General features: G+C 72.2%; 20 protein-coding genes and 1 pseudogene. 13 read left to right on the forward strand and 8 right to left on the reverse strand.

The genetic code is table 11. From position 1 onward, the window contains the following. The first annotated feature begins 7 nt into the window (after window positions 1-7). The 3 genes from L3i22_RS05965 (at window position 8) to L3i22_RS05975 (ending at window position 3,495) form a co-directional block, all read left to right on the forward strand. Window positions 8-1,486, forward strand: coding sequence for an FAD-dependent monooxygenase (locus tag L3i22_RS05965; protein WP_221325990.1), 1,479 nt, complete (start codon window positions 8-10; stop codon window positions 1,484-1,486). A 170-nt stretch (window positions 1,487-1,656) separates the two neighbouring features. Further along, window positions 1,657-1,854, forward strand: coding sequence for a hypothetical protein (locus L3i22_RS05970; RefSeq protein ID WP_221329805.1), 198 nt, complete (start codon window positions 1,657-1,659; stop codon window positions 1,852-1,854). Window positions 1,855-1,977: 123 nt separating this feature from the next. Beyond that, entirely contained in the window at window positions 1,978-3,495 is a 1,518-nt protein-coding gene (locus L3i22_RS05975; RefSeq protein ID WP_221325991.1) for an ATP-dependent DNA ligase, read from the forward strand. On the opposite strand, the gene L3i22_RS05980 is transcribed toward L3i22_RS05975, so the two are convergent. Together L3i22_RS05980 and L3i22_RS05985 are read right to left on the reverse strand one after the other, a co-directional pair. Continuing rightward, entirely contained in the window at window positions 3,490-3,981 is a 492-nt protein-coding gene (locus tag L3i22_RS05980; RefSeq protein ID WP_221325992.1) for a hypothetical protein, read from the reverse strand. The two genes, L3i22_RS05975 and L3i22_RS05980, sit on opposite strands and share 6 nt — an antisense overlap. Before the next feature lie 226 nt (window positions 3,982-4,207). Then, window positions 4,208-5,014 (reverse strand): annotated as a pseudogene (locus tag L3i22_RS05985) (SURF1 family protein); the annotation flags it as partial. A gap of 138 nt (window positions 5,015-5,152) precedes the next feature. Here L3i22_RS05985 and L3i22_RS05990 point away from each other — a divergent pair. After that, the gene (locus L3i22_RS05990) at window positions 5,153-7,243 is read left to right on the forward strand and encodes a cobyrinate a,c-diamide synthase (protein ID WP_255657985.1); all 2,091 of its coding nucleotides are present in this window, start codon (window positions 5,153-5,155) and stop codon (window positions 7,241-7,243) included. 411 nt (window positions 7,244-7,654) lie between these two features. After that, window positions 7,655-8,314, forward strand: a complete 660-nt coding sequence (locus L3i22_RS05995) for a TIGR03086 family metal-binding protein (protein ID WP_255657986.1) — start codon at window positions 7,655-7,657, stop codon at window positions 8,312-8,314. Window positions 8,315-8,646: 332 nt separating this feature from the next. Here L3i22_RS05995 and L3i22_RS06000 read toward each other — a convergent pair whose 3' ends face one another. Continuing rightward, window positions 8,647-10,791: a transglycosylase domain-containing protein gene (locus L3i22_RS06000; protein ID WP_221325996.1), complete on the reverse strand. Its 2,145-nt coding sequence runs from the start codon at window positions 10,789-10,791 to the stop codon at window positions 8,647-8,649. Between the two features lie 126 nt (window positions 10,792-10,917). Here L3i22_RS06000 and cobC point away from each other — a divergent pair, with 126 nt between their 5' ends. Genes cobC through cobA form a run of 3 tightly spaced genes read left to right on the forward strand, consistent with a single transcriptional unit; the run spans window position 10,918 to window position 14,286 of the window. Further along, on the forward strand, window positions 10,918-12,003 hold the full coding sequence (cobC, locus tag L3i22_RS06005) for an Rv2231c family pyridoxal phosphate-dependent protein CobC (protein WP_255657987.1): 1,086 nt from the start codon (window positions 10,918-10,920) through the stop codon (window positions 12,001-12,003). Window positions 12,004-12,028: 25 nt separating this feature from the next. After that, window positions 12,029-13,081, forward strand: a complete 1,053-nt coding sequence (gene cobT, locus L3i22_RS06010) for a nicotinate-nucleotide--dimethylbenzimidazole phosphoribosyltransferase (protein WP_221325998.1) — start codon at window positions 12,029-12,031, stop codon at window positions 13,079-13,081. Further along, window positions 13,078-14,286: a uroporphyrinogen-III C-methyltransferase gene (gene cobA / locus L3i22_RS06015; RefSeq protein ID WP_221325999.1), complete on the forward strand. Its 1,209-nt coding sequence runs from the start codon at window positions 13,078-13,080 to the stop codon at window positions 14,284-14,286. The genes cobT and cobA overlap by 4 nt, the downstream gene beginning before the upstream one ends. A gap of 59 nt (window positions 14,287-14,345) precedes the next feature. Here cobA and L3i22_RS06020 read toward each other — a convergent pair whose 3' ends face one another. After that, window positions 14,346-15,776 (reverse strand): trehalose-6-phosphate synthase, encoded by a 1,431-nt coding sequence (locus tag L3i22_RS06020; protein WP_221326000.1) that lies wholly within the window; start codon window positions 15,774-15,776, stop codon window positions 14,346-14,348. Between the two features lie 165 nt (window positions 15,777-15,941). On the opposite strand from L3i22_RS06020, the gene L3i22_RS06025 reads away from it, so the two are divergent. From L3i22_RS06025 to L3i22_RS06045, 5 genes are all read left to right on the forward strand, one after another. After that, window positions 15,942-16,445 carry a hypothetical protein gene (locus tag L3i22_RS06025; RefSeq protein ID WP_255657988.1) on the forward strand — a complete coding sequence of 168 codons (504 nt, stop codon included), beginning with the start codon at window positions 15,942-15,944 and terminating at the stop codon, window positions 16,443-16,445. Window positions 16,446-16,542: 97 nt separating this feature from the next. Continuing rightward, on the forward strand, window positions 16,543-18,219 hold the full coding sequence (ettA, locus tag L3i22_RS06030) for an energy-dependent translational throttle protein EttA (RefSeq protein WP_221326002.1): 1,677 nt from the start codon (window positions 16,543-16,545) through the stop codon (window positions 18,217-18,219). Further along, entirely contained in the window at window positions 18,212-18,628 is a 417-nt protein-coding gene (locus L3i22_RS06035) for a thioesterase family protein (RefSeq protein ID WP_221326003.1), read from the forward strand. The genes ettA and L3i22_RS06035 overlap by 8 nt, the downstream gene beginning before the upstream one ends. Continuing rightward, a complete protein-coding gene (locus L3i22_RS06040) occupies window positions 18,625-19,284 on the forward strand; it encodes a hypothetical protein (protein WP_221326004.1) in 660 nt (219 codons plus the stop codon). The genes L3i22_RS06035 and L3i22_RS06040 overlap by 4 nt, the downstream gene beginning before the upstream one ends. Before the next feature lie 198 nt (window positions 19,285-19,482). Further along, window positions 19,483-19,995, forward strand: a complete 513-nt coding sequence (locus L3i22_RS06045; protein ID WP_370644523.1) for a YbjN domain-containing protein — start codon at window positions 19,483-19,485, stop codon at window positions 19,993-19,995. 259 nt (window positions 19,996-20,254) lie between these two features. On the opposite strand, the gene L3i22_RS06050 is transcribed toward L3i22_RS06045, so the two are convergent. The 4 genes from L3i22_RS06050 to L3i22_RS06065 all read right to left on the reverse strand — a co-directional run bounded on the left by L3i22_RS06050 (window position 20,255) and on the right by L3i22_RS06065 (window position 24,473). Next, window positions 20,255-21,517 carry a PKD domain containing protein gene (locus L3i22_RS06050; protein WP_221326006.1) on the reverse strand — a complete coding sequence of 421 codons (1,263 nt, stop codon included), beginning with the start codon at window positions 21,515-21,517 and terminating at the stop codon, window positions 20,255-20,257. Window positions 21,518-21,578: 61 nt separating this feature from the next. Beyond that, complete coding sequence (locus L3i22_RS06055; protein WP_221326007.1) at window positions 21,579-21,971, reverse strand: globin; 393 nt, start codon at window positions 21,969-21,971, stop codon at window positions 21,579-21,581. A gap of 23 nt (window positions 21,972-21,994) precedes the next feature. Further along, complete coding sequence (locus L3i22_RS06060) at window positions 21,995-23,302, reverse strand: MFS transporter (protein ID WP_255657989.1); 1,308 nt, start codon at window positions 23,300-23,302, stop codon at window positions 21,995-21,997. Window positions 23,303-23,447: 145 nt separating this feature from the next. Continuing rightward, a complete protein-coding gene (locus L3i22_RS06065) occupies window positions 23,448-24,473 on the reverse strand; it encodes a mechanosensitive ion channel family protein (RefSeq protein ID WP_221329807.1) in 1,026 nt (341 codons plus the stop codon). Between the last annotated feature and the right edge of the window lie 3 nt (window positions 24,474-24,476).

Here is a 24,476-nt window from a genome sequence, read left to right on the forward strand (position 1 = left end):
GTCGCTGATGACCGAGCTGTCGTGCGAGGTCCTGGTGGTGGGTGCCGGTCCGACCGGGCTGATGCTCGCCAACTGGCTGACCCGGCTCGGGGTGCAGGTGCTCGTGGTGGACGGCAAGGACGGTCCCACCCGCGAGTCCCGGGCGCTCGTCGTCCAGGCGCGCAGCCTGGAGATCTACGACCAGCTCGGCATCGGCGACGAGGTGCTGGAGGCCGCCCGGCGGGCCGAGGGCCTGGCCCCCGGGACCGGCGCCCGGGTGTTCGGGCGGATTCCGCTCGGGCCGCTCGGCAAGGGCGTCACGCCGTACCCGTTCCTGGAGGTCCTCGAACAGAGTCGCAACGAGGAGATCCTCTACGACAACCTGCGCAAACACGGCGGCGACGTGGTCTGGGAGACGCCGGTGACCGCGGTCGTCCAGGTCGAGGACGGCATCGAGGCGAAGGTCGGCAACCACACCGTCCGGGCCCGGTTCTGCGTCGGCTGCGACGGGACGAACTCGGCGGTTCGCAAGGCCCGGCGGATCGCCTTCGAGGGCAGCACCAGCGCGCACCGGTTCTACGTGCTCGACGCCGCGGCGGCGGCCGGCCTGGTCACCGACGCGGTCAACGTGCGGCCGGGCGGCCGGGAGTTCCTGCTGGCGTTCCCGATGCCCGGGCACGGGAACTGGCGGCTGATCGGCCTGGTCCGGGACGAGGACGGGGACGGCGCGCTGGACGAGGAGGACGTGCGGTCCCGGCTCCGGGAGACGTTCGCGGTGACGTACGAGCAGGCGCGCTGGTTCGCGACGTACCGGGTGCATCACCGGATCGCCGCGGCGTTCCGGGACGGGCCGTTCTTCCTCGCCGGGGACGCCGGGCACGTGCACTCGCCGGTCGGCGCCCAGGGTATGAACACCGGCCTGCAGGACGCCCACAACCTGGCCTTCAAGCTCGCCGACGTGCTGCGGGGCCGGCGTAAGGACTCCTGGCTGGATCGGTACGAGGCGGAGCGCCGCCCGGTCGCCAAGACACTCGTCGCCACCACCGACCGGCTCTTCCAGGCGATCACCTCGGACCGGCGGACCGCCCGGGTGCTGCGATCCGCGCTGATCCCGGTGGTCGCGCCGCTGGCGACCCGGGTGCTGCCGCGCTCGGCGGGCGGGTCACGGCTGTTCCAGTACGTCTCGCAGGTGCGCATCCACTATCCGATCGGCCCGGACGCGCGCACCCCGGACGGCCGGCGCGACCCGGTGATCGGCCGCCGCCTGCCGTGGGCCGGCGGAAACTTCGGGGTGCTTCGCACCGCCGATTGGCAGATCCATGGGTACGGCGGGGTGGAGGGCACCGAAGCACCGGATCTGGGCCTGCCGGTGCACATCTTCCCGGCGGCCCCGACGACGTACCTCAAACCGGGTTTCTTCTATCTGGTCCGGCCGGACGGCTTCGTCGCGTCGCGCGCCGAGCCGGCCGACGCGGAGGCGAAGTTCCGGCACGCGATGGCGGTGTGATCGGCGATCGATCCTGTTAGGATTCGAACATGCGTTCGATAACTGCGCTTCCCTCGATCGGGGTCCAGCCGGCCGGCGCCCGGCCCAGCGGCAATGCGGTTGGCAGCGCGGCTCGGGTCAAACCCGCCGGCCCGCGCGCCACCGTGGATCGGCTCCGGACCCGCGATCGGATCGAGTCGATCGCGCGGCTGCGGGCCGCGGTCCGAGCCCTGGGGGACGTCGACGTCTCCGGGTGGGACGACTCCACCCTCACCGACCATCTCGACGAACTGTCCCGCGCGCTCTGCGGGCTGGACGCCGAGCTGACCCGCGTCGCCGACGCCGTCCGCGCCCGAGGCTTCCGCATCGACGAGCCCCGCGCCGCCTGACCTCGCCGGCGGTGAGCACCAGTGCAAAACGCCGCCGGTGTGGAGGCAACTGACTCCACACCGGTTACCAGGCGTTTTGTCGCGGAGCGCAGCGGAGCCATCAAGCACTGCCAGGATGGGGTCGTGCGGTTCATAGACATTGCTGCCACGTCGGCTGCTGTTGCTGCGGTCGGTGGGCGGAAGGCGAAGATCGAGTTGCTGGCCGGTGCACTGCGGCAGCTCGATCCGGACGAGGTCGCGGCCGGGTCGGCGTTCCTCGCCGGTGAGCTGCGGCAGCGGCAGACCGGGGTGGGCTATGCCGGTCTGCGGGCCCGGCCGGCGCCGGCCGTGGCGCCGAGCCTGACCGTGGCCGGCGTCGACGCGGCGATCGCCGAGATCGCGACCGTGGCCGGCGCCGGGTCGCAGGCGCGCCGGCGGGAGCTGCTCGGGGCGCTGTTCGGGGCGGCGACCGAGGACGAGCAGCGGCTGCTGGTCGGGTTGTTCGGCGGGGAGTTGCGGCAGGGCGCGCAGGCCGGGCTGCTGGCCGAGGCGGTCGCGGTCGCCGCTGCGGTGCCGGTCGCCGCCGTACGCCGGGCGCTTCTTCTCTCCGGAGATCTCAAGCAGGTCGCGGCCGCGGCCCTGAGCGGCGGATCGGCCGCGCTCGCCGACATCCACCTGCGGGTCGGCACCCCGCTCACCCCGATGCTCGCGCAGAGCGCCCCGGACGTCGGCGCGGCCCTGCTGGCCACCGGCACGCCCGCGGTCGTCGACACGAAGCTGGACGGCATCCGGATCCAGGTGCACCGCTCCGGCGACGAGGTGGCCGTCTTCACCCGCAGCCTGGACGAGATCACCGAGCGGCTGCCCGAGGTGGTGGCCGCGGTCCGGGCGCTGCCGCTGCGCGAGGTGGTGCTGGACGGCGAGGCGATGGCGCTGGACGAGAAGGGCCGGCCCCGCCCGTTCCAGGAGACGTCGAGCCGGGCGGCCACGCGCGGGAAGGCGAACCCGGTCGCGCTGGTGCCGTACTTCTTCGATCTTCTGCATCTGGACGGCGCCGATCTGCTCGACGAGCCGGGCCGGGTGCGCTGGGCGGCGCTCGCCGACGCGCTGCCGGCCGGCCTGATCGTCGGGCGGACGACCGTGGAGACCGCGGAGCAGGCGGCCGCCGCGTTCGCCGCCGCGCTGGCCGCCGGGCAGGAGGGCGTCGTGATCAAGGCGCCCGGCGCGGCCTACGACGTGGGCCGGCGCGGTTCCGCCTGGGTCAAGGTGAAGCCCCGGCACACCCTCGACCTGGTCGTGCTGGCCGTCGAGTGGGGACACGGGCGGCGCAAGGGGTGGCTGTCCAACCTGCACCTCGGCGCCCGCGACCCGGAGACCGGCGGGTTCGTGATGCTCGGCAAGACGTTCAAGGGGCTCACCGACGAGCTGCTGCGCTGGCAGACCGAGCGGTTCAAGGAGCTGGCCGTCGAGGACGACGGCTGGGTGGTGCGGGTGCGGCCGGTGCAGGTCGTCGAGGTCGCGTTCGACGGGGTGCAGACGTCGCCGCGCTATCCGGGCGGGGTCGCGCTGCGGTTTGCCCGGGTCCTTCGCTATCGCGAGGACAAGTCCGCGGCGGAGGCGGACACCATCGGCGCGGTGCGCGAGATCGGCCGCGGCTTATAGGGCCGCCAGACTGCGTACGTAATTGACCTGCTGATTGATGGTGATCACGTCCCCCTCGTCGTGCACCGGGATGCGGGCCACGTACTGCTGGGGCCCGCTGGTGAGGGTGACCGTCGTGGTGCCCAGCGGCACCGACTCCTTGACCAGGAAGAGCAGCAGTGCGAGCCCGGCCGTGCACGGGGCCAGCGCCACCCCGGCGATCTTGGCCCAGAGCGGTGTCCGGCGCTGGGTCACCCAGAACTCGTTGACCTGCCAGCGGGAGCCGGCGAGCGGGAAGTCCCCGGCCGGGGTGCGGATCGTCGTCGAGGTGATCTCGATCTCCGCGATCTGCACGATGACCGGCCCGGACGCGGCCGGCGCCGGGAACCCGGACGGGACCTGCTGGGGGATCGCGGGCGGGAACGCCGAGACGCCCGGCGGCGGTGGCGGAGGGTTGCCCGGAGCCGGCGCGGGGGTGCCCCAGGGATCGTCCGGCGGGAAGGTCATGACCGGGACATTAATCGGCGCCGTTCTGCGCCGCGAGACGCCGGTCCGCTTCCTCGACCCGATCCCGGGTCGCGGCCTCGGCGGCGCGGCGCTGGTCGGCCTCCGCCACCCGGTCCATCGGGCGGGCCTTGGCGGCCTTGCGCCGGTCGGCGTCGGCCACCCGGTCGCGCGGGCGGGCCTTGGCGGCGTCGCGCTGGTCGGCCGCCTCGACGCGGTCCCGGGGGCGGGCCGCGGCCGGCACCGGCTCCCGGTCGGGGGCGGGCTGCTCGCCGATCGGGACGTTCTCGCCGCGTGCCTCACGCCGGGCCTGATAGCCGAAGAGCGCCAGGGCCATGACCGAGAACAACCACCACTGAACGGCGTATCCGCCGTTCTGCCAGGCGTCCTCGTGATCGATCGGGATCGCCGCGAAGCCCGGGTCGTTCGCCGGGGTCTGCTCGGTGAGCAGCACGTACGCTCCGTACACGGGGAACGGCAGCTCGTGGGCGAGCTTCGGCACACTGACCCGACGGGTATCGAGACGGCCGTCACGTCGCTCGATGGGGGCAGGTCGACTTTCTGACAGGTGCACCTGACCGATCACGGTCACCTCGCCGCTCGGCGCGGCCGGAGCCCGCGGCGGGGCCAGCGCCCCGTTGCCGGCCGGTGGCACCCAACCGCGATCGATGAGCACCGCGGTGCCATCGGCGAGCACCAGTGGGGTGAGGATCTCGAAGCCGACGTCACCGTTCACCGTGCGGCCCCGCGCCTGGATCTCGTGGGCCGGGTCGTAACGCCCGGTCACCGTCACCTTTGCCCAGGCCAGAGCCTTGCCCGGGGACGCGCCGGCGGTGCCCGGGGCGGTCGGCGGGGCGAGCACGGAGGTGAACGGGACGGCCTGCGCCGAGTCCGCCGCGTCGATCCGGTTGTTGATGTCGGTGCGCTCGTGATACCGCCGGAGCTGCCAGTTGCCGAGCATCACCATGATCACCGAGGCGACCACGGCCAGGACCGCGGCGGCCAGCCAGCGGGGCGTCAGCAGGAACCGGTACACCCCCTGAGGCTACCCGGCGAGGCGGCAACCGCCGTCGCAGCCGGGTACTGTGCGAACTCCGGCGGCCGATATCACGTGACCGCGGGTACGCGAAACCACCCGGGGGATACATTGATCACCGCCCAGCCTCGTCTGGTCGTGAGTGCGCCGTCATCCGGCCACGGCAAGACCGCGATAGCCGTCGGTCTGCTCGCGGCGATGGCGGCCCGCGGCGTCACGACGGCGGGCTTCAAGGTCGGCCCCGATCACACCGACGCGGCGTACCTCGGCCTCGCCGCCGGCCGCCCCGGCCGCAACCTGGACCCGCGCCTGGTCGGCGCGCAGCGGATCGCGCCGCTGTTCGGGCACGGCGCCTCCGGGGCGCAACTGTCCGTGATCGAGGGCGCGATGGGCCTGTTCGACAGCCTCACCGGCCAGCCCGAGATTGACGGCACCGCCGCGGTCGCGGCCGCGCTGCGCGCGCCGGTCGCCCTGGTGGTCGACGTCGCCGCGATGGGTCACTCGCTCGCCGCGCTGGTCCACGGCTTCCGGATGTTCGACGAGATGGTCCACCTCGGCGGCGTGATCCTGAACCGGGTGGCCTCGCCGCGTCACGAGCAGATGCTGCGCAGCGCCCTCGACGACATCGGCATGCCGGTGCTCGGCGCGCTGCGCCGTGGCGACCTGCCCAACGTGCTGCCGACCCGGGCGAACGGCCTGGTGCCGGTCGCGCACCGGACCGTCGAGGCCGGGCGCGCGGTGCGCCGGCTGGGTGAGGCGGTCGCGCAGTCGCTCGACCTGGACCGGCTGATGGCGCTGGCCGGCACGGCGCCGGCGCTGCCCGGGCCGATCTGGACACCGGCCGAGGCCGGCGAACCCGTCGAGGGCCGCCCGGTGGTCGCGCTCGCCGGTGGTCCGGGGGCTTTCTACACGTACGTGGAGACCGCCGAACTGCTCACCGCGGCCGGCGCCGAGGTCGTCATCGTCGACCCGCTCCGCGACGAGTCGCTGCCGCCCGGGACCCGCGCGCTGGTCGTCGGCTCCGGCCTGCCCGAGGGGTACGCCGAGGAGCTCTCCGCCAACCGGCGGCTCTGCGCGGACGTGGCGCAGTTCGCCCGCGACGGCTGGCCGGTCGTCGCCGAGGGCGTGGCGCTGCCCTGGCTGGGCCGGGAGCTCGACGGTCGCCCGATGTGCGGGGTGCTGGACGTCACCGGCACCACCGGCGAGCAGACCGTCGCCGGGTACCGCGAGGCGACCGCGCCCGGCACCTCGGTGCTGGCCCCGGCTGGCGCGCGCATCACCGGGTACAAGCAGCACCGCGCGATCGTGACGCCGCGGGCCGGCGCCAACCCGGCGTGGACGTGGTCCGGCGGGAACCCGGAGGGCTTCGTCTGGCGCCAGGTGCACGCTTCCCAGCTGGGGCTGCACTGGGCGGCCGCGCCCGAGATCGCGAGGCGCCTGGTGGCGGCCGCGGTCGCCGGTCCGGCCCAGCCCGCCGCCCCGGAGCGGCACCCGCAGATGGCGGCTCCGGCGCAGATGGCGGCCGCTCCGCAGATGATCGGTGGTCTGGCGCAGCCGATCCCGATGAGCGTGCCCGCTCCGGCGCAGCCCGTTCCCGTGCCGGCCCAGGGCATCCCCGGCCTGGTCCCGGCCGGCGCCCAGGCCAACATCCCGGTCCCGGTCGGATCCCAGAACAACACCCCGATTCAGTACGGCGAGCCGGTCCCGTTCGGGGAGCCGGTCCCGTTCGGGGAGCCGGGCAACGTTCCGATCCAGTACGCGGAGCAGAGCAACGTCCCGATCCAGTACGCGGAGCAGGGGAACGGTCCTCTGCCGATGGGGCCGCAGGGGAGTGGCCCGATTCCGGCGGGGATGCCGGGCACCGGCGCGGTTCCCGTGCTCGGGTATGGCGCCGGGATGGCCCCGCCCGGCCCGATGCCCGGCCAGATGTCCGGCCCGATGCCCGGTATGGGCGCCGGTCCGATGTCCGGTGGGATGCAGTCCGCCGGTCTGGCCTCCGATCCCGCGCAGACCACCGGCGCGCCCCTGCTCGACGGGCACCTGACGATGCCGGCCGCTCCGGCGTTCGGCCCGGGCGCGTCCACCGCGACCGGCCCGATCCCGCCCCGGCCCGGCTCGGGGATGCCGAACGGCGGCCCGATCCACGGAGCGTCCCACCCGAGCTCGCCGTCCGGTCCGGGCGGCCTCCCGGACAACCGCCCGACCTCGGACATCCAGATCCCGTCCTGACCCACCCGCCCGCGCACGTCGCGGTTTCGGCTGATCAAGGGGTGCCTCGGGTTGTCCCAGGGCACCCGTGACGCTCCGGCAGGGCCGTGAGGCGCCGCGCGGGTCGGGGTTTCGGTTGGCGTTCATGGGCGTTTTGGGGCATTTGAGGGGCCGCTGGCGACCGACCAGGTCCGCGAGTTGTTGCTGGGGTCCAGTTCGCGGGCCGGTGAGTCTGTGGGTGGCGGCTGACCGAATGTGACCGCGGCGGGGCACGATCCAGGCGGGCGCCGCGGCGGGTCGGGAGCCGTCGATGTGGCGAAGGCGGACGAATCGATCGCCGGAAGCCGCCCAACGTGCCAAAACGGCGTTCGGAGGTCCGGAAAGTGTCGTACCCGCCTCGTACCGTGGGGGCACGACAACCGAAGGAGGATGATGGTGGCCGCTCGTCTGCCGCTGGATCTGGACCCGCCGGTTCGTCAGATCAGGGCGTTGCTGCTGGGTCTGGACGATCATGAGCTGATCGCGTCGACGCCGTGCCCGGGCTGGACCGTCGCGACCCTTCTCGATCATCTGATGAGCCTGGCCGAGGCGTTCGCCCAGGCGGCTCGCAAGGGCGCGGACGGGCTCGGGCCGGGTCCGCCGCCGGCGCCGTCCGCGGCCCACCTGTCGCCGCACTGGCGCAGCCGCCTGCCGGTCCTGCTGGAAGAGCTGGTCACCGCGTGGAATGATCCGTCGGCCTGGCTGGGCACGGCGCGCGCCGGCGGCGTCTCCATGTCGGCTCACGAGATGGGCATCGTCGCGGCGATCGAGCTGGTCGTGCACGGGTGGGATCTGGCCCGCGCCACCGGTCAGGATTTCGCCGCGGATCCGCGCGTCCTGGCCACGCTGATCGAGTTTCTCGCCGCCGGCCCGCTCGACGGCACGCCGGGCCTGTTCGGCCCGCGCGTCCCGATCGCCCTGGCGGAGGACGACGACCTGCCCCGCGCCCTGGCCCTGACCGGCCGCGACCCGGCGTGGCGACCACCCCGCTCCCGCAACGACCCCGCGCCCGAGCTGCACTGCGAGCACCCACCGGCCGCCCGCTCCGCCTGAGGGGGCCGCGCACGAGCCCCCGGAGCGCCCGAGCCACGCGGGCGCCGCCTGGACTACCCCGACGACTGCGGGCCCCACGGCGGGGGAGTGCCGACCGAGGGGCGACGCCGACCGGCGAAGGGCGGCGGCGTGGCGTGGCGTGCAGCGCGGCGCGCGTCAACGCGTGTGGCGCGGCGGAGGTCGGGTGCGCGCCGGCCGCGAGGCGGCGCGGCGAGGCGGCGGGAACGGCCGCGGCAGGTCCGTGAATGCGGCCGGGCCGCCGCACGGGTCCGTGAATGCGGCCGGGCCGCCGCGCGGTGAGCTGCGGCGGCCCCGGGCTCGGACGTGGTGGGCTACCAGACGAGCTTGTCGGACGGCGGCGTGAACTTGGCGTGCGGCTGACCCTTCAGCGCATCCCGAAGCGTCTCCGCCACCGTGTACTTGGAGATCGTCGACCGCCCACTACCCACGTAATGCTCAGGATTATCCGGATCCGCCACGAACGCCGAGGCCGCCAACTGCGGCGTGAACCCGCTGAACCAGGCCGTCTTGTTGTTGTCGGTGGTGCCGCTCTTCCCGGCGACCGGCCGCCCGAGCGTCCCGAACACCATCGGCGACGTCTCCCACCCGCCGCAGCTGCCGCGGGCCGCGCCGTACCCGGTGACGCACCGGGCCGCGTCGGTCGCGGCGCGCGCCACGTCCTGGCTGAAGACCCGGTGGCAGCGCGGCGCCGCGATCAGCCTGCCCTTGTACGTGGCGTCCTTGCCGTCCGGGTTCCGGATCGACATGACCGGGAGCGGCTCGCAGTAGTTCCCTTCCGCCGCGACCGTCGCGAACACGTTGGCGATCTCGACCGGGGTGGCGTCGCTGACCCCGAGCGTGAACGCCCCCCACCCGGACGCGTGCTCGGGCGTGGCCAGTTTCCGGTCCACCTCGGTACGCCATTTCAGCCCGAGCCGTTCCGCCATCGCGACCGCCTTCTCCGCGCCGACCCGTTGTTCCAGCTGCACGAAGTAGGTGTTCACGGACTTGCCGAACCCGCTCCACATGGTCTGGTTCCCGGTCATCGACTTGCTGGAGTTCTTCGGGCACCAGTGCGTCCCGCAGGTCGCCGGCCCGGGCGCGGTGATGTATTTCGAGACGAACCGTTCGGGGGCGTAGTACGACGTGGACAGCGGCAGCCCGGCGTCCAGCGCCGCCAGCATCGTGAAGATCTTGAACGTCGACCCGGCCTGGTACCCGGCCATGTCACCGCCGCCGAGCAGCGGGTTCACCGTGTTCGGGTAGTTGCCGCGGACGTCGCGCTGGGACCGGTCGCTGTGTTTGCCGTTGTCGTCCTGGTGCAGCGAGTATTTCCGGTTCACCGCCATGCTGAGCACCCGCCCGCTGCCCGGCTGGATCACCACCTCGCCGTGCGCGAACGGGCTGTCCCGCCCTTCCTTGGCGAGCACGTGCGCCTCGGCGTACCCCTGGATCTCGGGGTCGATCGAGGTGATCACCCGGTAGCCGCCGCGGCGCAGGTTCTCCTCGCGTTCCAGGACGTTCTTACCGAAGGCCCGCTGCTCCCGCCACCAGTTCTTGAAGTAGTCGCAGAAGAAGCCCCAGTCGTTGTGCTTGGTGTTGATCGACACGCAGTCGTTCGGCGGGGCGCTCAGCCTCAGTTTGATCTTGGCTTTCTTGGCGTTCGCGGCCTGCACCGCGGTGATCGAGCCCATCTTCAGCATCTGGTCGATCACGTAGTTGCGCCGGGTCGTCGCGGCGGCGCCCTGCCCCTTGATCGCCGGGTCGTACGCGGACGGCGCCTTGACCAGCCCGGCGAGCAGCGCCGCCTCGTTCAGCGTCAGGTCCTTGGCGGGCTTCGAGAAGAACACCTCGGCGGCCGCGTAGATCCCGTACGCCCGGTGCCCGAAGTACGCGGCGTTCAGGTACCGCTGGAGGATCTGCTGCTTGGTGAGCCGTTGCTCGACCTCGATGGCCAGCCGCATCTCGCGCAGTTTCCGGCTGGCGGTCTGCTCGGTGGCCTCCAGCGCCTGCTTGGGGGTCCGCGCGCTGTCCCGCAGCGCCATCCGCACGTACTGCATGGTCAGCGTCGAGGCGCCCTGGGAGACGCCGCCGGCCTGCTGGTTGGCGACGAACGCGCGGGCCACGCCCTTGGCGTCGACGCCGTGGTGCTCGTAGAAGCGGGTGTCCTCGGAGGCCACGATCGCCTGGGTGATGTACGGCGACATGTCCTTGAGCGCGACCTGCCGCCGGTACTCCTCGTAGAACATCGTCAGCAGCGTCTTGCCGTCCCGGGCGTAGACGTAGGTGGTCTGCGCCGCGGGCACCTCGGTGAGCTGCTCCGGCATGTTCTCCAGGGCCCCGGTGCCGACCTTGACGCCCATCCCGGCGAGGGCCGTGAAGGGATAGGAGAGGCCGGCGATGACCAGGCCCGCGATGAGCCCGGCGCGGATCAGGAGGGCGACTCTTCCGGCTACGGTGGGACGTCGGTCAGTCACTCTCCGAAGGTATGACAGATCGCCTCATGTTCCCCAGGAACCCCGGAAGTGAGACATTTCCAAAGAGCCGACCCCGGGATCAAGACCAAAAATCAAGATCCGCGACGGTACGGCATGCTGAGGCGCATGACGTTCGACCTCGATCATCACGGCGACGCCGAGGTGGACGCGACCCTGATCGACCTGGCGGTCAACGTCCGGCACCAGGCGATGCCCGGCTGGCTGAGTGATCCGATCCGGTCATCGCTGGACAGCCTGTCGGCGTATCCGGACGCCACCGAGGCCACCGCCGCGGTCGCCGCGAGGCATCGTCGGGACCCGGCCGAGGTGCTGCTCACGGCCGGCGCCGCGCAGGCGTTCGTGCTGCTCGCGCAGGCGTTGCGCGGGGCCCGTCGCCCGGTCGTGGTGCACCCGCAGTTCACCGAGCCGGAGGCCGCCCTGCGCAACGCCGGGCACGTCGTGGACCGGGTGCTGCTGCGCGCCGAGGACGGCTTCCGGCTCGACCCGGCGCTCGTCCCGGACGACGCCGACCTGGTCTTCGTCGGCAACCCCACCAACCCCACCGCGGTGCTGCACCCGGCCCGGGCGGTGGCCCGCCTGGCCCGGCCCGGCCGGGTGCTGGTGGTCGACGAGGCGTTCTCGGACACGACGTACCGGCCGGGCTGCCCGGGCGAGCCGGAGTCCCTGGCCGGCCGGCGCGACCTGCCCGGCCTGGTCGTGCTGCGCAGCCTGACCAAGACCTGGGGCCTGGCCGGCCTGCGGATCGGCTACCTGCTGGGCCCGGCCGAGCTGCTGCCCCGGCTGGCCGCGGCGCAGCCGCTGTGGGCGGTCTCCACGCCGGCGCTCGCCGCGGCCATCGCCTGCGCGTCGCCGGCCGCGGTCGCCGCCGAACGCGAGATCGCCGCGGCGGTCGCCGCCGAGCGGGACCATCTGGTGGAACGGCTGCGGCAGGTGCCGAAGGTCACGGTTCCCGGCGATCCGGCGTCCGCGTTCGTCCCGGTACACCTCCCCGGCGCCGACCGGATCCGCGTCGAGCTGCGCAAACGCGGCTATGCGGTACGCCGTGGCGACACCTTCCCGGGCCTGGGCCCCGACTGGCTCCGGATTGCGGTGCGCGACACTGCCACCACGGAACGATTCGTGCAGACTCTGCGAGAAGTGATCCACGAGGCAGACGCCGGGGACCCGATCCGAGAGCGCGACGAGACGTGAGCCGAGAGCGAACCGAGGAGTGACCGTGACCCTGGAGACCACCCTGGCGGCCATCCGCCCGGCCGACGAGCAGGCCATGGCCGCCGCCCGCGACCTGCAGGCCCGGCTGACCAAGCCGGCCGGCTCGCTCGGCCACCTGGAGGAGCTGTCGGTGCGCCTGGCCGGCCTGGCCGGGGTCTGCCCGCCGCCGATGCCCGAGCCGGCCACCGTCGCGGTCTTCGCCGGTGACCACGGCGTGCACGCCCAGGGCGTCAGCCCGTGGCCGCAGGAGGTCACCGCGCAGATGGTGGCGAACTTCGTGGCCGGCGGTGCGGTGGTGAACGCGTTCGCCCGGCAGGCCGGCGCGGACGTGATGGTGATCGACGCCGGGGTGGCGATCCCGCTGCACGGCGGGCCGAACCTGCTGGACGCGAACATCCGCCGCGGCACCCGGGACATGACCGTCGAGCCGGCGCTGACCCGCGAGGAGGCGCTGGCCGCCGTCGAGCTGGGTCTCGCGGTCGCCGGCCAGCTCGTCGAGGCGGGCGCGAAATGCCTGCTCACCGGGGACATGGGGATCGCCAACACGACCCCGGCCGCGGCCCTGATCGCGGTCTTCACCGGGTCCGCCCCGGCGGTCGTGACCGGGCGCGGCACCGGCATCGACGACGCGACGCTCGCGCACAAGACCGAGGTGATCGCCGCGGCGCTGGCCCGGCACACCCCGGCCGCCGCCGACCCGCTCGGCGTGCTGGCCACCGTCGGCGGTCTGGAGCACGCCGCGCTGACCGGGTTCATCCTGGGCGCGGCCGCGCACCGGGTGCCGGTGATCGTGGACGGCGTGATCGCCGCCTCGGCCGCGCTGGCCGCCGCCGCGTTCGCGCCGGACGCGGTCGCCGCGATGGTCGCCGGGCACCGCTCGGCCGAGCCGGGCGCCACCGTCGCCCTCGCCCACCTGGGCCTGGAGCCGCTGCTGGACCTGGGGATGCGGCTCGGCGAGGGCAGCGGCGCGGTGCTCGCGCTGCCGATCGTCGCGGCCGCCGTCCGGGTCCTGCACGAGGTGGCGACGTTCGACAGCGCGGGAGTGTCCGAGAAATGAGTCTGTATCCGATGGCGCTGCGCCTCGACGGCCGCCGCGTGCTGGTGGTCGGCGGCGGCTCGGTGGCCACCCGCCGGGTCCCGGCGCTGATCGCGGCCGGTGCGCGGGTCGACATCGTCGCGCCGGAGCTGACCCCCGCGCTGCAGGCGCACGTCGACGCCGACCGCGCGACCTGGACGCCGCGCCGCTTCGCGCCGGGCGACGTCGAGGGCGCCTGGCTGGTCCACGTCGCGATCGACGACCCGGAGGCGGCGGCCCAGGTCAGTGCCGCCGCCGAGGATCAAAAGATTTTTTGCGTACGGGCGGACGACCGCGACGCCGCGACCGCCTGGACCCCGGCCGTGACCCGGCACGGTCAGGTGACGGTCGCGGTGACGGACGGTGGCGACCGCCGGCGCGCGATGGCGGTCCGTGACCTGGTCGCGCACGCGCTGGAGGCGACGCCCCCGGCCGCGCCCGAGCTCAAGGGCGTCGCGCTGGTCGGCGCCGGCCCCGGCGACCCGGAGCTGATCACGATCAAGGGTCGCCGGCTGCTGGCCGCCGCGGACGTGGTGGTGGCCGACCGGCTGGTCCCCGGCATGCTCCTGGGCGAGCTGCGGCCGGAGGTCGAGCTGATCGACGCCGCCAAGATCCCGTACGGGCCGTCCGCCGCCCAGGCGGAGATCAACCGGATCCTGGTCGACCGCGCCCAGCAGGGCAAGTTCGTGGTCCGGCTCAAGGGTGGCGACAACTTCGTCTTCGGCCGCGGCGGCGAGGAGGCCCTGGCCTGTGCCGAGGCCGGCGTCCCGGTCCTGGTCGTGCCCGGCGTGACCAGCTCGATCGCGGCGCCCGCGCTGGCCGGCATCCCGGTCACCCACCGCGGGGTGGCGCACGAGTTCACCGTGGTCTCCGGGCACATCCCGCCGGACCACGCGGACTCGCTGGTCGACTGGCCGGCGCTGGCCCGGCTGCGCGGCACCCTGGTGGTGCTGATGGGCCTGAAGAACCTGCCGCGGATCGCGGAGCGGCTGCTCGCCGAGGGCCGGGACACGGCGACGCCGGTCGCGGTGATCCAGGAGGGGTCGACGGCGCACCAGCGTTCGCTGCGGAGCACGCTCGGCGCGGTCGCGGCCGACGTCGCGAGCGCCGGGATCCGGCCGCCGGCGGTGGTGGTGATCGGTGACGTGGTCGCGGTGACCGAGGGGTTCACCCCGGCCGCGGGCTGACGCCGTACCCCAGCGATCGGCGCCGGACCCGAAGCGGCCCGGCGCCGAACCGCATGGTTCTAGGCCTCGATCGTCTTCTCGTTGTCGTCGGCGCTGACCTTGTCGTCGGTGCCGAGTTCGTCGAGGAACGTGCGGGCCCAGCGCGCCACGTCGTGGGTACGCAGGTGGCGCTGCATCACCCGCATCCGGCGCTTGAGCTCGGCCGGCTCCGAGTTGATCGCCCGCATCAGCGCGTCCTTCACGCCGTCCGGGTCGTGCGGGTTGCACAGGAACGACTGGCGGAGCTCCGTGGCGGCGCCGGCGAACTCGCTGAGGATCAGCGCGCCCCCGGTGTCGCCGCGGCAGGCGATGTACTCCTTGGCGACCAGGTTCATCCCGTCCCGCAGCGGGGTCACCATCATGACGTCGGCCGCCACGTAGAGCGCGGCCAGTTCCTGCTTGCTGTAGGACTGGTGCAGGTAGTGCACGGCCGGCACGCCGACCTTGCCGAACTCGCCGTTGATCCGGCCGACCTCGCGCTCGACCTTGACCCGCAGCGTCTGGTAGTGCTCGACCCGCTCCCGGCTGGGCGTCGCCACCTGGACCATCACCGCGTCGCCGACGTTCAGCCGGCCGTCGGAGAGCAGCTCGCGGAACGCCTTGAGGCGCAGCTCGATGCCCTTGGTGTAGTCCAGCCGGTCGACGCCGAGGATGACCGTCTGCGGATCGCCCAGCTCGGCGCGGATCTGCTTGGCCCGGGCCTGCACCGCCGGGTCGGCGGCGAGGCGTTCCATGTCCTTGGTGTCGATGCTGATCGGGAACGCGCCGGCCTTCACCTGACGCCCGTCCACCTGGATCGACTGGCCCACGTAGCGCAGGCCGAGCAGGTGCCGGGCCAGCCGGACGAAGTTCTGCGCGGCCAGCCGCTGCTGGAAGCCGACCAGGTCGGCGCCGAGCAGGCCGCGCAGGATCTCGGCCCGGAACGGCATCTGCATGAACAGCTCGATCGGCGGGAACGGGATGTGCAGGAAGAACCCGATCCGCAGGTCCGGGCGCATCTCCCGGAGCATCGACGGGACCAGCTGGAGCTGGTAGTCCTGCACCCAGACGGTCGCGCCCTCGGCCGCCACGTCCGCGGCGGCCTCGGCGAACCGCTGGTTGACCGCGCGATAGGAATCCCGCCAGCGGCGCTTGTAGACGGGGGTCTCCACGGCGTCGTGGTAGAGCGGCCAGATCGTCGCGTTCGACTGGCCCTCGTAATAGCGCTCGAGCTCGTCGGCGCTCAACGGCACCGGGTGGATGTTGATGCCCTCGAGCTCGAACGGTTCATGGACTGCGCCGTCCCCGCCGGCCCAGCCGATCCAGGTGCCACGATGCTCGGTGAGCACCGGGTGCAGCGCCGTGACCAGGCCACCTGGGCTGGGGCGCCACTGGCGTTCCCCATTCGGCAGGGTTACCTCGTCGACGGGCAAACGGTTGGCGACGACTACGAAGGAACTTCGTTGGGCCACGCTGAGTACACCTCCGGGTGGTTTCTGTTCCCAAGGCGAGCCTACTGTGCGTAGCCACCCCGGGTCGTACCCACTCTCGCCGAGCGATTTTGACGGAGGTGTCATCCTGTGCCGGTGACCCCCCTCGATGATCATTCCCAGGAGAGGCGCCCGATCTTCTACCCTGTGGTGATTGCCACGGTTCTGCTCACGATCATCGGCATGATCGGCGGGTATCTCCTGAGCGAGCGGGAGAGTCGGAAGTCGCGCGATCCGCAGCCGGGCGCCACCTCGGACCAGGCCTCCGCGGACGCCTCCGCGGCGCCGGCGCTGCTCCCGGTCGAGGGCGCCTGCCCGGATCAGACCCAGAAGATGGCGCACAGCGCGTCCGCGGGCGGGGTCGGCGAGCTGTCCCAGGTCCTGCGGATCACCACGGACCGCGGGTCGGTGGTCTGGATCTGCCAGGACGAGGCGGGAAATCTCTTCTACCACGCCAACCGGGGCGGCACCGAGGCGAAGTGGGAGGAGGGCGTGACGGCGCTCTTCATCCCGAACGTGCGCCGGGAGCCGGACGGCAGCTACGAGGGCACGGCGCCGCAGGACGGTACGGTCTTCTCGGTGACTCCGGAGCGGCTGCTGATCCGCAAGTCGAGCGGGGCCGAGACGGTCCAATCCGCGGTGGGGAACTGACCGTCCGGGGTTGGCGTTCACGGTTGGCGCGGGACCTGGAAAGATTGTCCTTTGATCCCGGCACCGAAAATCCACGATCTCGGAGGTAGGGCACACCGTGGCCCAGTTCATCTACGTCCTGGAAAAGGCGCGCAAGGCGCACGGCGACAAAGTCGTGCTCGACAACGTGACGCTGAACTTCCTGCCAGGCGTCAAGATCGGTGTTGTCGGACCGAACGGCGCCGGTAAGTCCAGTCTTCTCAAGATCATGGCTGGTATCGACCAGGTCAGCAACGGCGACGCCCGGCTGATGCCCGGCTACACCGTCGGCATGCTGGCGCAGGAACCGCCGCTGAACGAGGAGAAGACCGTCCTCGGCAACATCGAGGAAGCGGTCGCCGAGACCAAGGCCAAGCTGGAGCGGTTCAACGCGATCGCCGAGCAGATGGCCACCGACTACACCGACGAGCTGATGGAGGAGATGGGCAAGCTCCAGGAGGAGCTGGACCACTCCAACGCGTGGGACGTCGACTCGCAGCTCGAGCTCGCCATGGACGCGCTGCGCTGCCCGCCGCCGGACGCCGACGTCACCCAGCTCTCCGGTGGTGAGCGCCGTCGCGTCGCGCTGTGCAAGCTGCTGCTCGAGGCGCCCGACCTGCTGCTGCTCGACGAGCCCACCAACCACCTGGACGCGGAGAGCGTCTCGTGGCTGGAGCAGCACCTGTCGAAGTACGCCGGCACGGTCATCGCGATCACCCACGACCGGTACTTCCTGGACAACGTCGCGACCTGGATCCTCGAGCTGGACCGCGGTCACGCGTTCCCGTACGAGGGCAACTACTCGACGTACCTGGACAAGAAGGCGGCCCGGCTGACCCTGCAGGGTCGCAAGGACCAGAAGCTGCAGAAGCGCCTCACCGAGGAGCTCGAGTGGGTCCGGTCCAACGCCAAGGCCCGGCAGACCAAGTCCAAGGCCCGCCTGGAGCGGTACGAGGAGATGGCCACCGAGGCGGAGAAGACCCGGAAGCTGGACTTCGAGGAGATCCAGATCCCGCCGGGCCCGCGCCTGGGCAACACCGTGATCGAGTCCAAGGACCTGGTCAAGGGCTTCGACGACCGGGTGCTCATCGACCACCTGTCGTTCTCGCTGCCGCGCAACGGCATCGTCGGCATCATCGGCCCGAACGGCGTCGGCAAGACCACGCTGTTCAAGACCATCGTCGGGCTGGAGCAGCCGGACTCGGGCTCGGTCCGGGTCGGCGAGACGGTCAAGCTGTCGTACGTCGACCAGAACCGCTCGGGTCTGGACGGCACCAAGACGGTCTGGGAGGTCGTCTCCGACGGGCTCGACTACATGATGGTCGGCAAGGTCGAGATGCCGTCCCGGGCGTACGTCGCGGCGTTCGGCTTCAAGGGCCCGGACCAGCAGAAGCCGGTCAAGGTGCTGTCCGGTGGCGAGCGCAACCGGCTCAACCTCGCGATGACGCTGAAGATCGGCGGCAACGTGATCCTGCTCGACGAGCCGACCAACGACCTGGACGTGGAGACGCTCTCCAGCCTGGAGAACGCGCTGCTGGAGTTCCCCGGCTGCGCCGTGGTCATCTCCCACGACCGGATGTTCCTGGACCGGGTCACCACCCACATGCTGGCGTGGGAGGGCACCGAGGAGGACCCGGACAAGTGGTTCTGGTTCGAGGGCAACTTCGACGCGTACGAGAAGAACAAGATCGATCGGCTGGGTGCCGACGCGGCTCGCCCGCACCGGGTCACCTACCGCAAGTTGACGCGTGACTGACGGTCGCTTCGTCTACGACGTGCCCGTCAGGTGGTCCGACATGGACGCCTACGGGCACGTCAACAACGCGCGCTTCCTCACCTTGTACGAGGAGGCGCGCGTGGCGATGTTCTTCGTCGGGGCCCGGGAGCGCGGCCTCGGCTCCTTCGAGGAGGGCATCGTCATCGCCCGCCACGAGATCGACTACCTGAAGCCGGTGGACTTCGGCGAGCCGGTGCGGGTCGAGATGTGGATCTCCGAGCTGCGGGTGGCGGCGTTCACCGTGTCGTACGAGCTGTTCGACGACGGGGTGCTGGCCAGTCGCGCCAAGTCGGTGTGCGTGCCGTACAACCTGGCGAACGGGCATCCCCGGCGGCTCTCGCCGGAGGAGAAGGAGTTCCTGAAGCCGTACACGGGCGGCGGGTCATGAGTGGGCACGGCCTGCTCGGGATTCCCGACGCGGGCGCGTTCCTGGCCCGGCTGACCAGGCTGGATCCGGCGGCGCCGGTGCGGCTGCGGTCGGCCGGCGGGCGGACCGCCCTCTGGGCCCAGCTGCCCTGGGACGTGCTGGTCACCCGCGAGGTGGCCGGTCCCGGGCCGGGCGACGCCACGGTCGCCGCGGCCGGGCTGCTCGCCGTGCTGGCCGCCGGCGGCCAGGAGCTGCCGGAGCGCCGGGACACCCAGTGGCGCTGGCCGCTGCCGCCGGCGCTGAGCACCGCCGTCGAGTCGATCTCCGGCGACGAGCTGAGCCGGCTCGCCGCGGCCGCCGCCGGAACGCTCCGGGAGATCTCCGCGGGCGGTGTCGACGGGCGGGTGGTCGGTCAGCGGGCGGTCCGCGACGCGCTTCTCGATCACGTCGCCCTGGTCGTCACGCCGGACGCCGGCGGCCCGGTTCAGGTCTCCCAGCGACTCGTCCAAGCGGTCGCGCGGATGGGTTTTCTGGGCCCGCGGAGCGCGGAGCCGGTGGAGGCTCGAGTAAGGACCGCGGGCGGCTGGGTGGGAATTTCGGCACCATATGGAGTCGCGTGGCGACAGAGCGCCCACAAATTGACTGTTATGCCGATGCCAAGTCACCCGAAAGGGTGAGTCTGCATCGTCCTTATGGTTCCGCCCTTCCGTTGGGGGGATGACCTTTAGGAAACGGTTGGGTACCGTCGGCCCTCGGATCTACTGCAACGTCCGGCAGCGGGTCTGTTGGGGAGCGAGGTGCGCACAATGCCGTGGTGGTCTTGGCGTCCGGGAACGGCCGCGGATAACGAGACGGATTCCGGTGGCGAGGTGGCGGTGCAGAGCACCGTCCGCGTCGGTGTCCCGGCCCAGCGTGAACCGGCCCGGACCGGTCCACCGGCCGAGCTGCCGGCGACCGGGTCCTCCGACACGATCGAACAGGTGTCGCTGACCCGGATCGGAAAGGCGCTCGACCTGCTCGACGTGCGGTTCCTCGCGGACGGCGGCGGCAGCCTGCTGGCCATGTGGGAGCGGCACGCGGTCCTGGTCACCCTCGAGGGGCCGGACGACGAGATCCTGGTGATGCGGGCCCGCCCGCACGCGACCGTGCCGCCCGACTGGGCCGACCGGGCGTACCGGGTGGTCAACGAGTGGAACCACACCCGGCGCTTCTGCAAGGCGTACGTGGGGGACCCGACCGAGCGCGGGCAGCTGCCGATCTACGCGGAGCTGCAGGTTCCGCTGGCGGCCGGCACGCACGACGCGCTCCTGGTCGAGTTGCTCGACTGCGGCGCCGCCGTCGCCACCTCGTTCGTCGACTGGCTGCACGACGAGGGCGCTCTGCTCTGACGCGGCCGGCACCGCGACGCGCAGCGTCGGTGGCCGTTCCGGGTTTTTGAAACCGCAACCACCCGCGGACGTCGCCCTGGAGGGTCTCGCGTTCTGGGCGCCCCGCGCCCTGCGAGGCCCGGAAGGGTCCCCGCGGGAGCGACGATCAGTTATCGGCCGCAGCCGAGGCAAAAAAGATCTTGAAGTTGATCTTTGAAAGCCGGAACGACAAAACCGGGCCCGCGGACGTCTCCACGGGCCCGGCGGGCTGAACCGGTCGTCAGCTCAGCGGGAACAGGCCGATCCGGCCGTGGTACTCCTTGCCCAGTTCGTCGGTGTCCGAGCCGACCAGCAGCCCCTGCGGCAGGGTCAGGAAGGCGCGCACGCCCACCCCGCGGGCCCGCGTCGGGTTCCAGGAGAGCGCCTTCCCGGTCGACGGGCTGACCGCGCCGATGCCCGGGCGGGAGACCGCGCCCGGCCCCGGGCCGTTGCCGTCGGTGCCGTACGGATTGTCGAACCACCGCTGGTGCCCGCCCAGGTAGACGGCCGGCCCGGTGATCGCGACCGCGTAGAGCGAGTCCCCGCCGGTCCGCTGCACCCAGGTGGGCCGCTGCTCGCCGGTCCGGCTGGTCTCGAAGCGCGCCGCCGAGTCGCAGAGCTTCTGCGCCGAGGAGGCCCGTCCGGTCGCGGCGACCACGAAGTAGGAGCCGTCCGGGGAGTACTTGACCTGCCGCAGGTAGGTGTCGAAGCCCTTCATGCACTGCGGCTCGTAGTCCCGCGTGTACCAGCCGCTGAGCTGCGCGGACGAGCCGCCGACGTCGAACTGCGCGATCTGGACCCGGTCGTAGCCGTCGGCCTTCAGGAACGCGCCGACCGCGACCAGCCGCCGCCCGTCCGCGGTGATGTCGAAGTGCTCCACCCGGACCCGGCTCAGGCCCGGCCCGCTCAGCTTCGCGTCGAAGCCGGTGTCCACGGCGCCGGTCTCGGCGTCCATCCGGGCCAGGGCGACCCGGTTGGTCCCGCTGATCGCGGAGAACGTGCCGCCGGCGTAGAGGCGGTCGCCGCGGGTCGCCAGCGCCCGCACGTCCCCCCAGTTGACCTTGGCGCGGAACGACGTGTCCCGGTTGCCGCTGCTCAGCCAGAGGCGGGTGATGCCGCGCTGGGCGGCGCCGTTGACGGTCTTGAACGCCCCACCGGCGTAGACCGTCCCGTCGGCGCCCGGCGCGAGCGAGTAGATCGCGCCGTCGACCTCCGGCGCGAACGACCGGATCGAGCCGTCGTGCAGGTCGAACGCGAAGATGTTCTTGCGGGCCAGGGTGGTCCGGCGGCTGCTGTCGGCGACCTTGGTGAAGGCGCCACCGACGATCACCGTGTCGCCCACCACCGCGAGGGACCAGACCGTGCCGTCCAGTACGTGCGGCGTCCAGTCCACCGGGTTGCTGGAGACGATCTCCGACTGGGTGATGTCGGCCAGCGCGGGGGGTGGGGAACCGGCCAGGGTGGCGAGCAAAGCGGTGGCGACGGCCAGCAGGCGACGACGCATGGGGCGGCTCCCGGATCGTGGACAGAACAATCCGATCAACGAGCCACCGGCGGCGGCGTCACTACTCGGTGTTCACCATGAAGTACGCCGCGCGCTCCAGGTAGTCCCAGAGCATCGTGTGCTGCGCCTCGGGCAGGCCGAGCGAGTCGACGGCGGTCCGCATCCGCAGCAGCCAGGCGTCCCGCTCGGCCGGGCCGACCCGGAACGGCGCGTGCCGCATCCGCAGGCGGGGGTGGCCGCGGGTGTCCGAGTACGTGGTCGGGCCGCCCCAGTACTGCATCAGGAAGAGCCGCATCCGCTCGGAAGCCGGCCCGAGGTCCTCCTCCGGGTACATCGGCCGCAGCAGCGGGTCCGCCGCGACGCCCTCGTAGAACTTGTCGACGAGACGGCGGAACGTCGGTTCACCGCCGATGGCGGCGAAGAAGGTGGCCTCTTCCGGTACGGGTGCGCTCACCGTTCCATCCTGCCAGCACCGGCTCAGGTGGCCGGTTCCGCCCGGGCGGGCGTCGGCGCCGCGGCGACCGGCGCGGGCCGCTTCGGCCAGAACGCCACGATCGCGACCATCAGCGCGGTGCCGGCGATGCTCCACACCCCGACCACCAGCGGGATCCGGAACCGCTCGGAGAGCACCCCGGTGATCAGCACGGCGAGGAACTGGCTGGCCTGGATCCCGCTGGTCATCACGCCGAACGCCCGGGCCCGGTGGCTGGCCGGCAGGATCAGCGCGAACGACGCGTTGAGCGCGGGCAGCGCGGCCCCCTGGGCCAGGCCGGAGAGCGCCACCAGCCCGGCGACGACGACGGCCGGCGGCCCGGCGATGGCCGGGACCAGCACCAGCGGGGTGACGACGGCGAGCAGCGGCACCAGCTGCCAGCGGCGCTCGGCCGGGACCAGCCGGCTGAACAGCAGCCCGCCGATCGCGACGCCGAGCGGCCCGGCGCCCATGATCAGGCCCTGCGCCAGGCCCTGCGGGAGGCCGTCCGGGGTGCCCTCGGCGGCCCAGGAGGCGGCCAGGCTCTCCGGCACGATGCTGAACGCGATCGTGCTGAACACCACGATCGCGATCGACCGCAGCACCGGCAGCCCGAAGACCAGCTGGAAGCCCTCGGCGGTCTCGCGCAGCAGGTGCCGGCGGTGCGCCGGGGCGACCGCGGCCGGCCGGAGCCGCACCCCGATCGCGATCAGCAGCGCGGAGACCGCGAAGCTGACCACGTCCAGGCCGACCGCCACCCGCGGGGTCAGGCCGACCGCCAGCGCCGAGCCGAGCAGGTAACCGGCGACCTGCGCGGCCTGGCCGGTGGTGGTGGCGACGGCGGTCGCCAGGGTGAGGCGCTCGCGCCCGACCACCAGCGGCAGCTGCGCGGAGCGGGCCGCCTGCGCGGGCGGGCCGCCCAGCCCGGCCAGCAGGACCACCAGCAGCAGCACCGCGACCGGCAGGCCGGGGATCAGCAGCATCGCGACCGCGGTCATCCGGAACAGGTCACAGGCGATCATCACCCGGCGGTACGGATACCGGTCGCCGAGTGCGGAGAGCACCGGCCCGAGGGTGATCCACGGCAGGTAGCCGATCGCGAAGGAGATCGCGGAGAGCAGCACCGACCGGGTCTGCTGGTAGATCAGCACCGTGACGGCGGCCCGGGTCAGGTAGTCGCCGACCCAGCTGATCAGCATGGACGTGTAGACGAACCGGAACTCCCGGAGCGCAAAAAGGCCACGGAAGGTGATCGGATGATCGCCTTCCGTAGCCTTCTGGGCCTGTTGTGGACCCTCCAGGTCGTTGGCCACGTGTCCTCCATCGACCGGCGCGAACGTGCATCTGCAAAAGCTGTACCGGATTCTGCCCGATCGTCCTAGTGGACGCTAGGGCGGTTGGTCCGATTTCCAGCCGTTCGGTGGAGGGTGTAACCGATTTGTATCGCCTAGGCGCAGGTCAGGACGGTCCGCCCGGGGACCGCTCGTCGATCGAAGACGAAGAATTCTCGGGGCCCGTGTACCAGGGCGGCGGCACCGCCGAGCGCGGCGCCAGGCGGGACGCGGCGATCCGCTCGGACAGCCCGCTGGTCTCCAGCGACTCGGCCAGCACCCGGCGCAGCTCCCGCTGGACGGTCGCCTGACTCTCCGCGGTGGTCTTGGCGATCGTCCGGATCGTCGCGCCGTCCACGGTCAGCGTCTCCACGCCGATCACGTCCGGCGCCTCGATGAACTCGGTCTGGTGGTCCGGGTGCTCGGCGACCGCCTCGGCGGCCTGCTTCAGCACCGCGATCGCCTCCTCCGAGTTGACGAAGCCGATCGGGATGTCGATCACCACCATCGCCCAGCCCTGGCTCTTGTTGCCGACCCGGACGATCTCGCCGTTGCGGATGTACCAGAGCACCCCGCGGGAGTCCCGGACCGTGGTGATCCGCAGGCCGACGCTCTCCACCACGCCGATCGCCTCGCCCAGGTCGACCGTGTCGCCGACGCCGTACTGGTCCTCCAGCAGCATGAACAGACCGGCTATCAAGTCCTTGACCAGGCTCTGCGCCCCGAAGCCGAGCGCCACGCCGACGATCCCGGCGCTGGCCAGCAGCGGCGCCAGGTTGAACCCGAACTCGCCGAGCACCAGCAGCGTCGCCATCGTGAAGACCACCGCGCTGACGAAGCTGCGCAGCACCGAGCCGATCGCCTCGGCCCGCTGCCGCCGCCGCTCCGGGATGAACTGCGCGTCCTCGGCGGTGACGTCGGGGCGTTCCTTCAGCGGCTTGAGCAGCGCCGGCATCGCGGCCCGGGAGGTGCTGGCGGTCAGCCGGGTGATCGCCCGGTGCAGCAGCCAGCGGATCAGCATCGCGATCGCGATGATCGCGATGACCCGGAGCGGCTTGACCACGAACAGGTAGCCACTCTTGGCCAGCCACGGGCTCACGTCGTGTACCAGAAGCCACTTGCACACCGAGTCGGAGTCACACGACTTGGTCAGGTC

Origin of the sequence: Actinoplanes sp. L3-i22 (genome assembly GCF_019704555.1) — a bacterium.
In the GTDB taxonomy this organism is placed as follows: domain Bacteria; phylum Actinomycetota; class Actinomycetes; order Mycobacteriales; family Micromonosporaceae; genus Actinoplanes.

What these genes read in the sequence shown, in the direction of transcription:
- L3i22_RS05965 (WP_221325990.1), top strand. Translation starts at nt 8, where the DNA reads ATGACCGAGCTGTCGTGCGAGGTCCTGGTGGTGGGTGCCGGTCCGACC.
- L3i22_RS05980 (WP_221325992.1), bottom strand. Translation starts at nt 3,981, where the DNA reads ATGACCTTCCCGCCGGACGATCCCTGGGGCACCCCCGCGCCGGCTCCG.
- L3i22_RS05995 (WP_255657986.1), top strand. Translation starts at nt 7,655, where the DNA reads ATGGTGGCCGCTCGTCTGCCGCTGGATCTGGACCCGCCGGTTCGTCAG.
- cobC (WP_255657987.1), top strand. Translation starts at nt 10,918, where the DNA reads ATGACGTTCGACCTCGATCATCACGGCGACGCCGAGGTGGACGCGACC.
- cobA (WP_221325999.1), top strand. Translation starts at nt 13,078, where the DNA reads ATGAGTCTGTATCCGATGGCGCTGCGCCTCGACGGCCGCCGCGTGCTG.
- L3i22_RS06040 (WP_221326004.1), top strand. Translation starts at nt 18,625, where the DNA reads ATGAGTGGGCACGGCCTGCTCGGGATTCCCGACGCGGGCGCGTTCCTG.
- L3i22_RS06050 (WP_221326006.1), bottom strand. Translation starts at nt 21,517, where the DNA reads ATGCGTCGTCGCCTGCTGGCCGTCGCCACCGCTTTGCTCGCCACCCTG.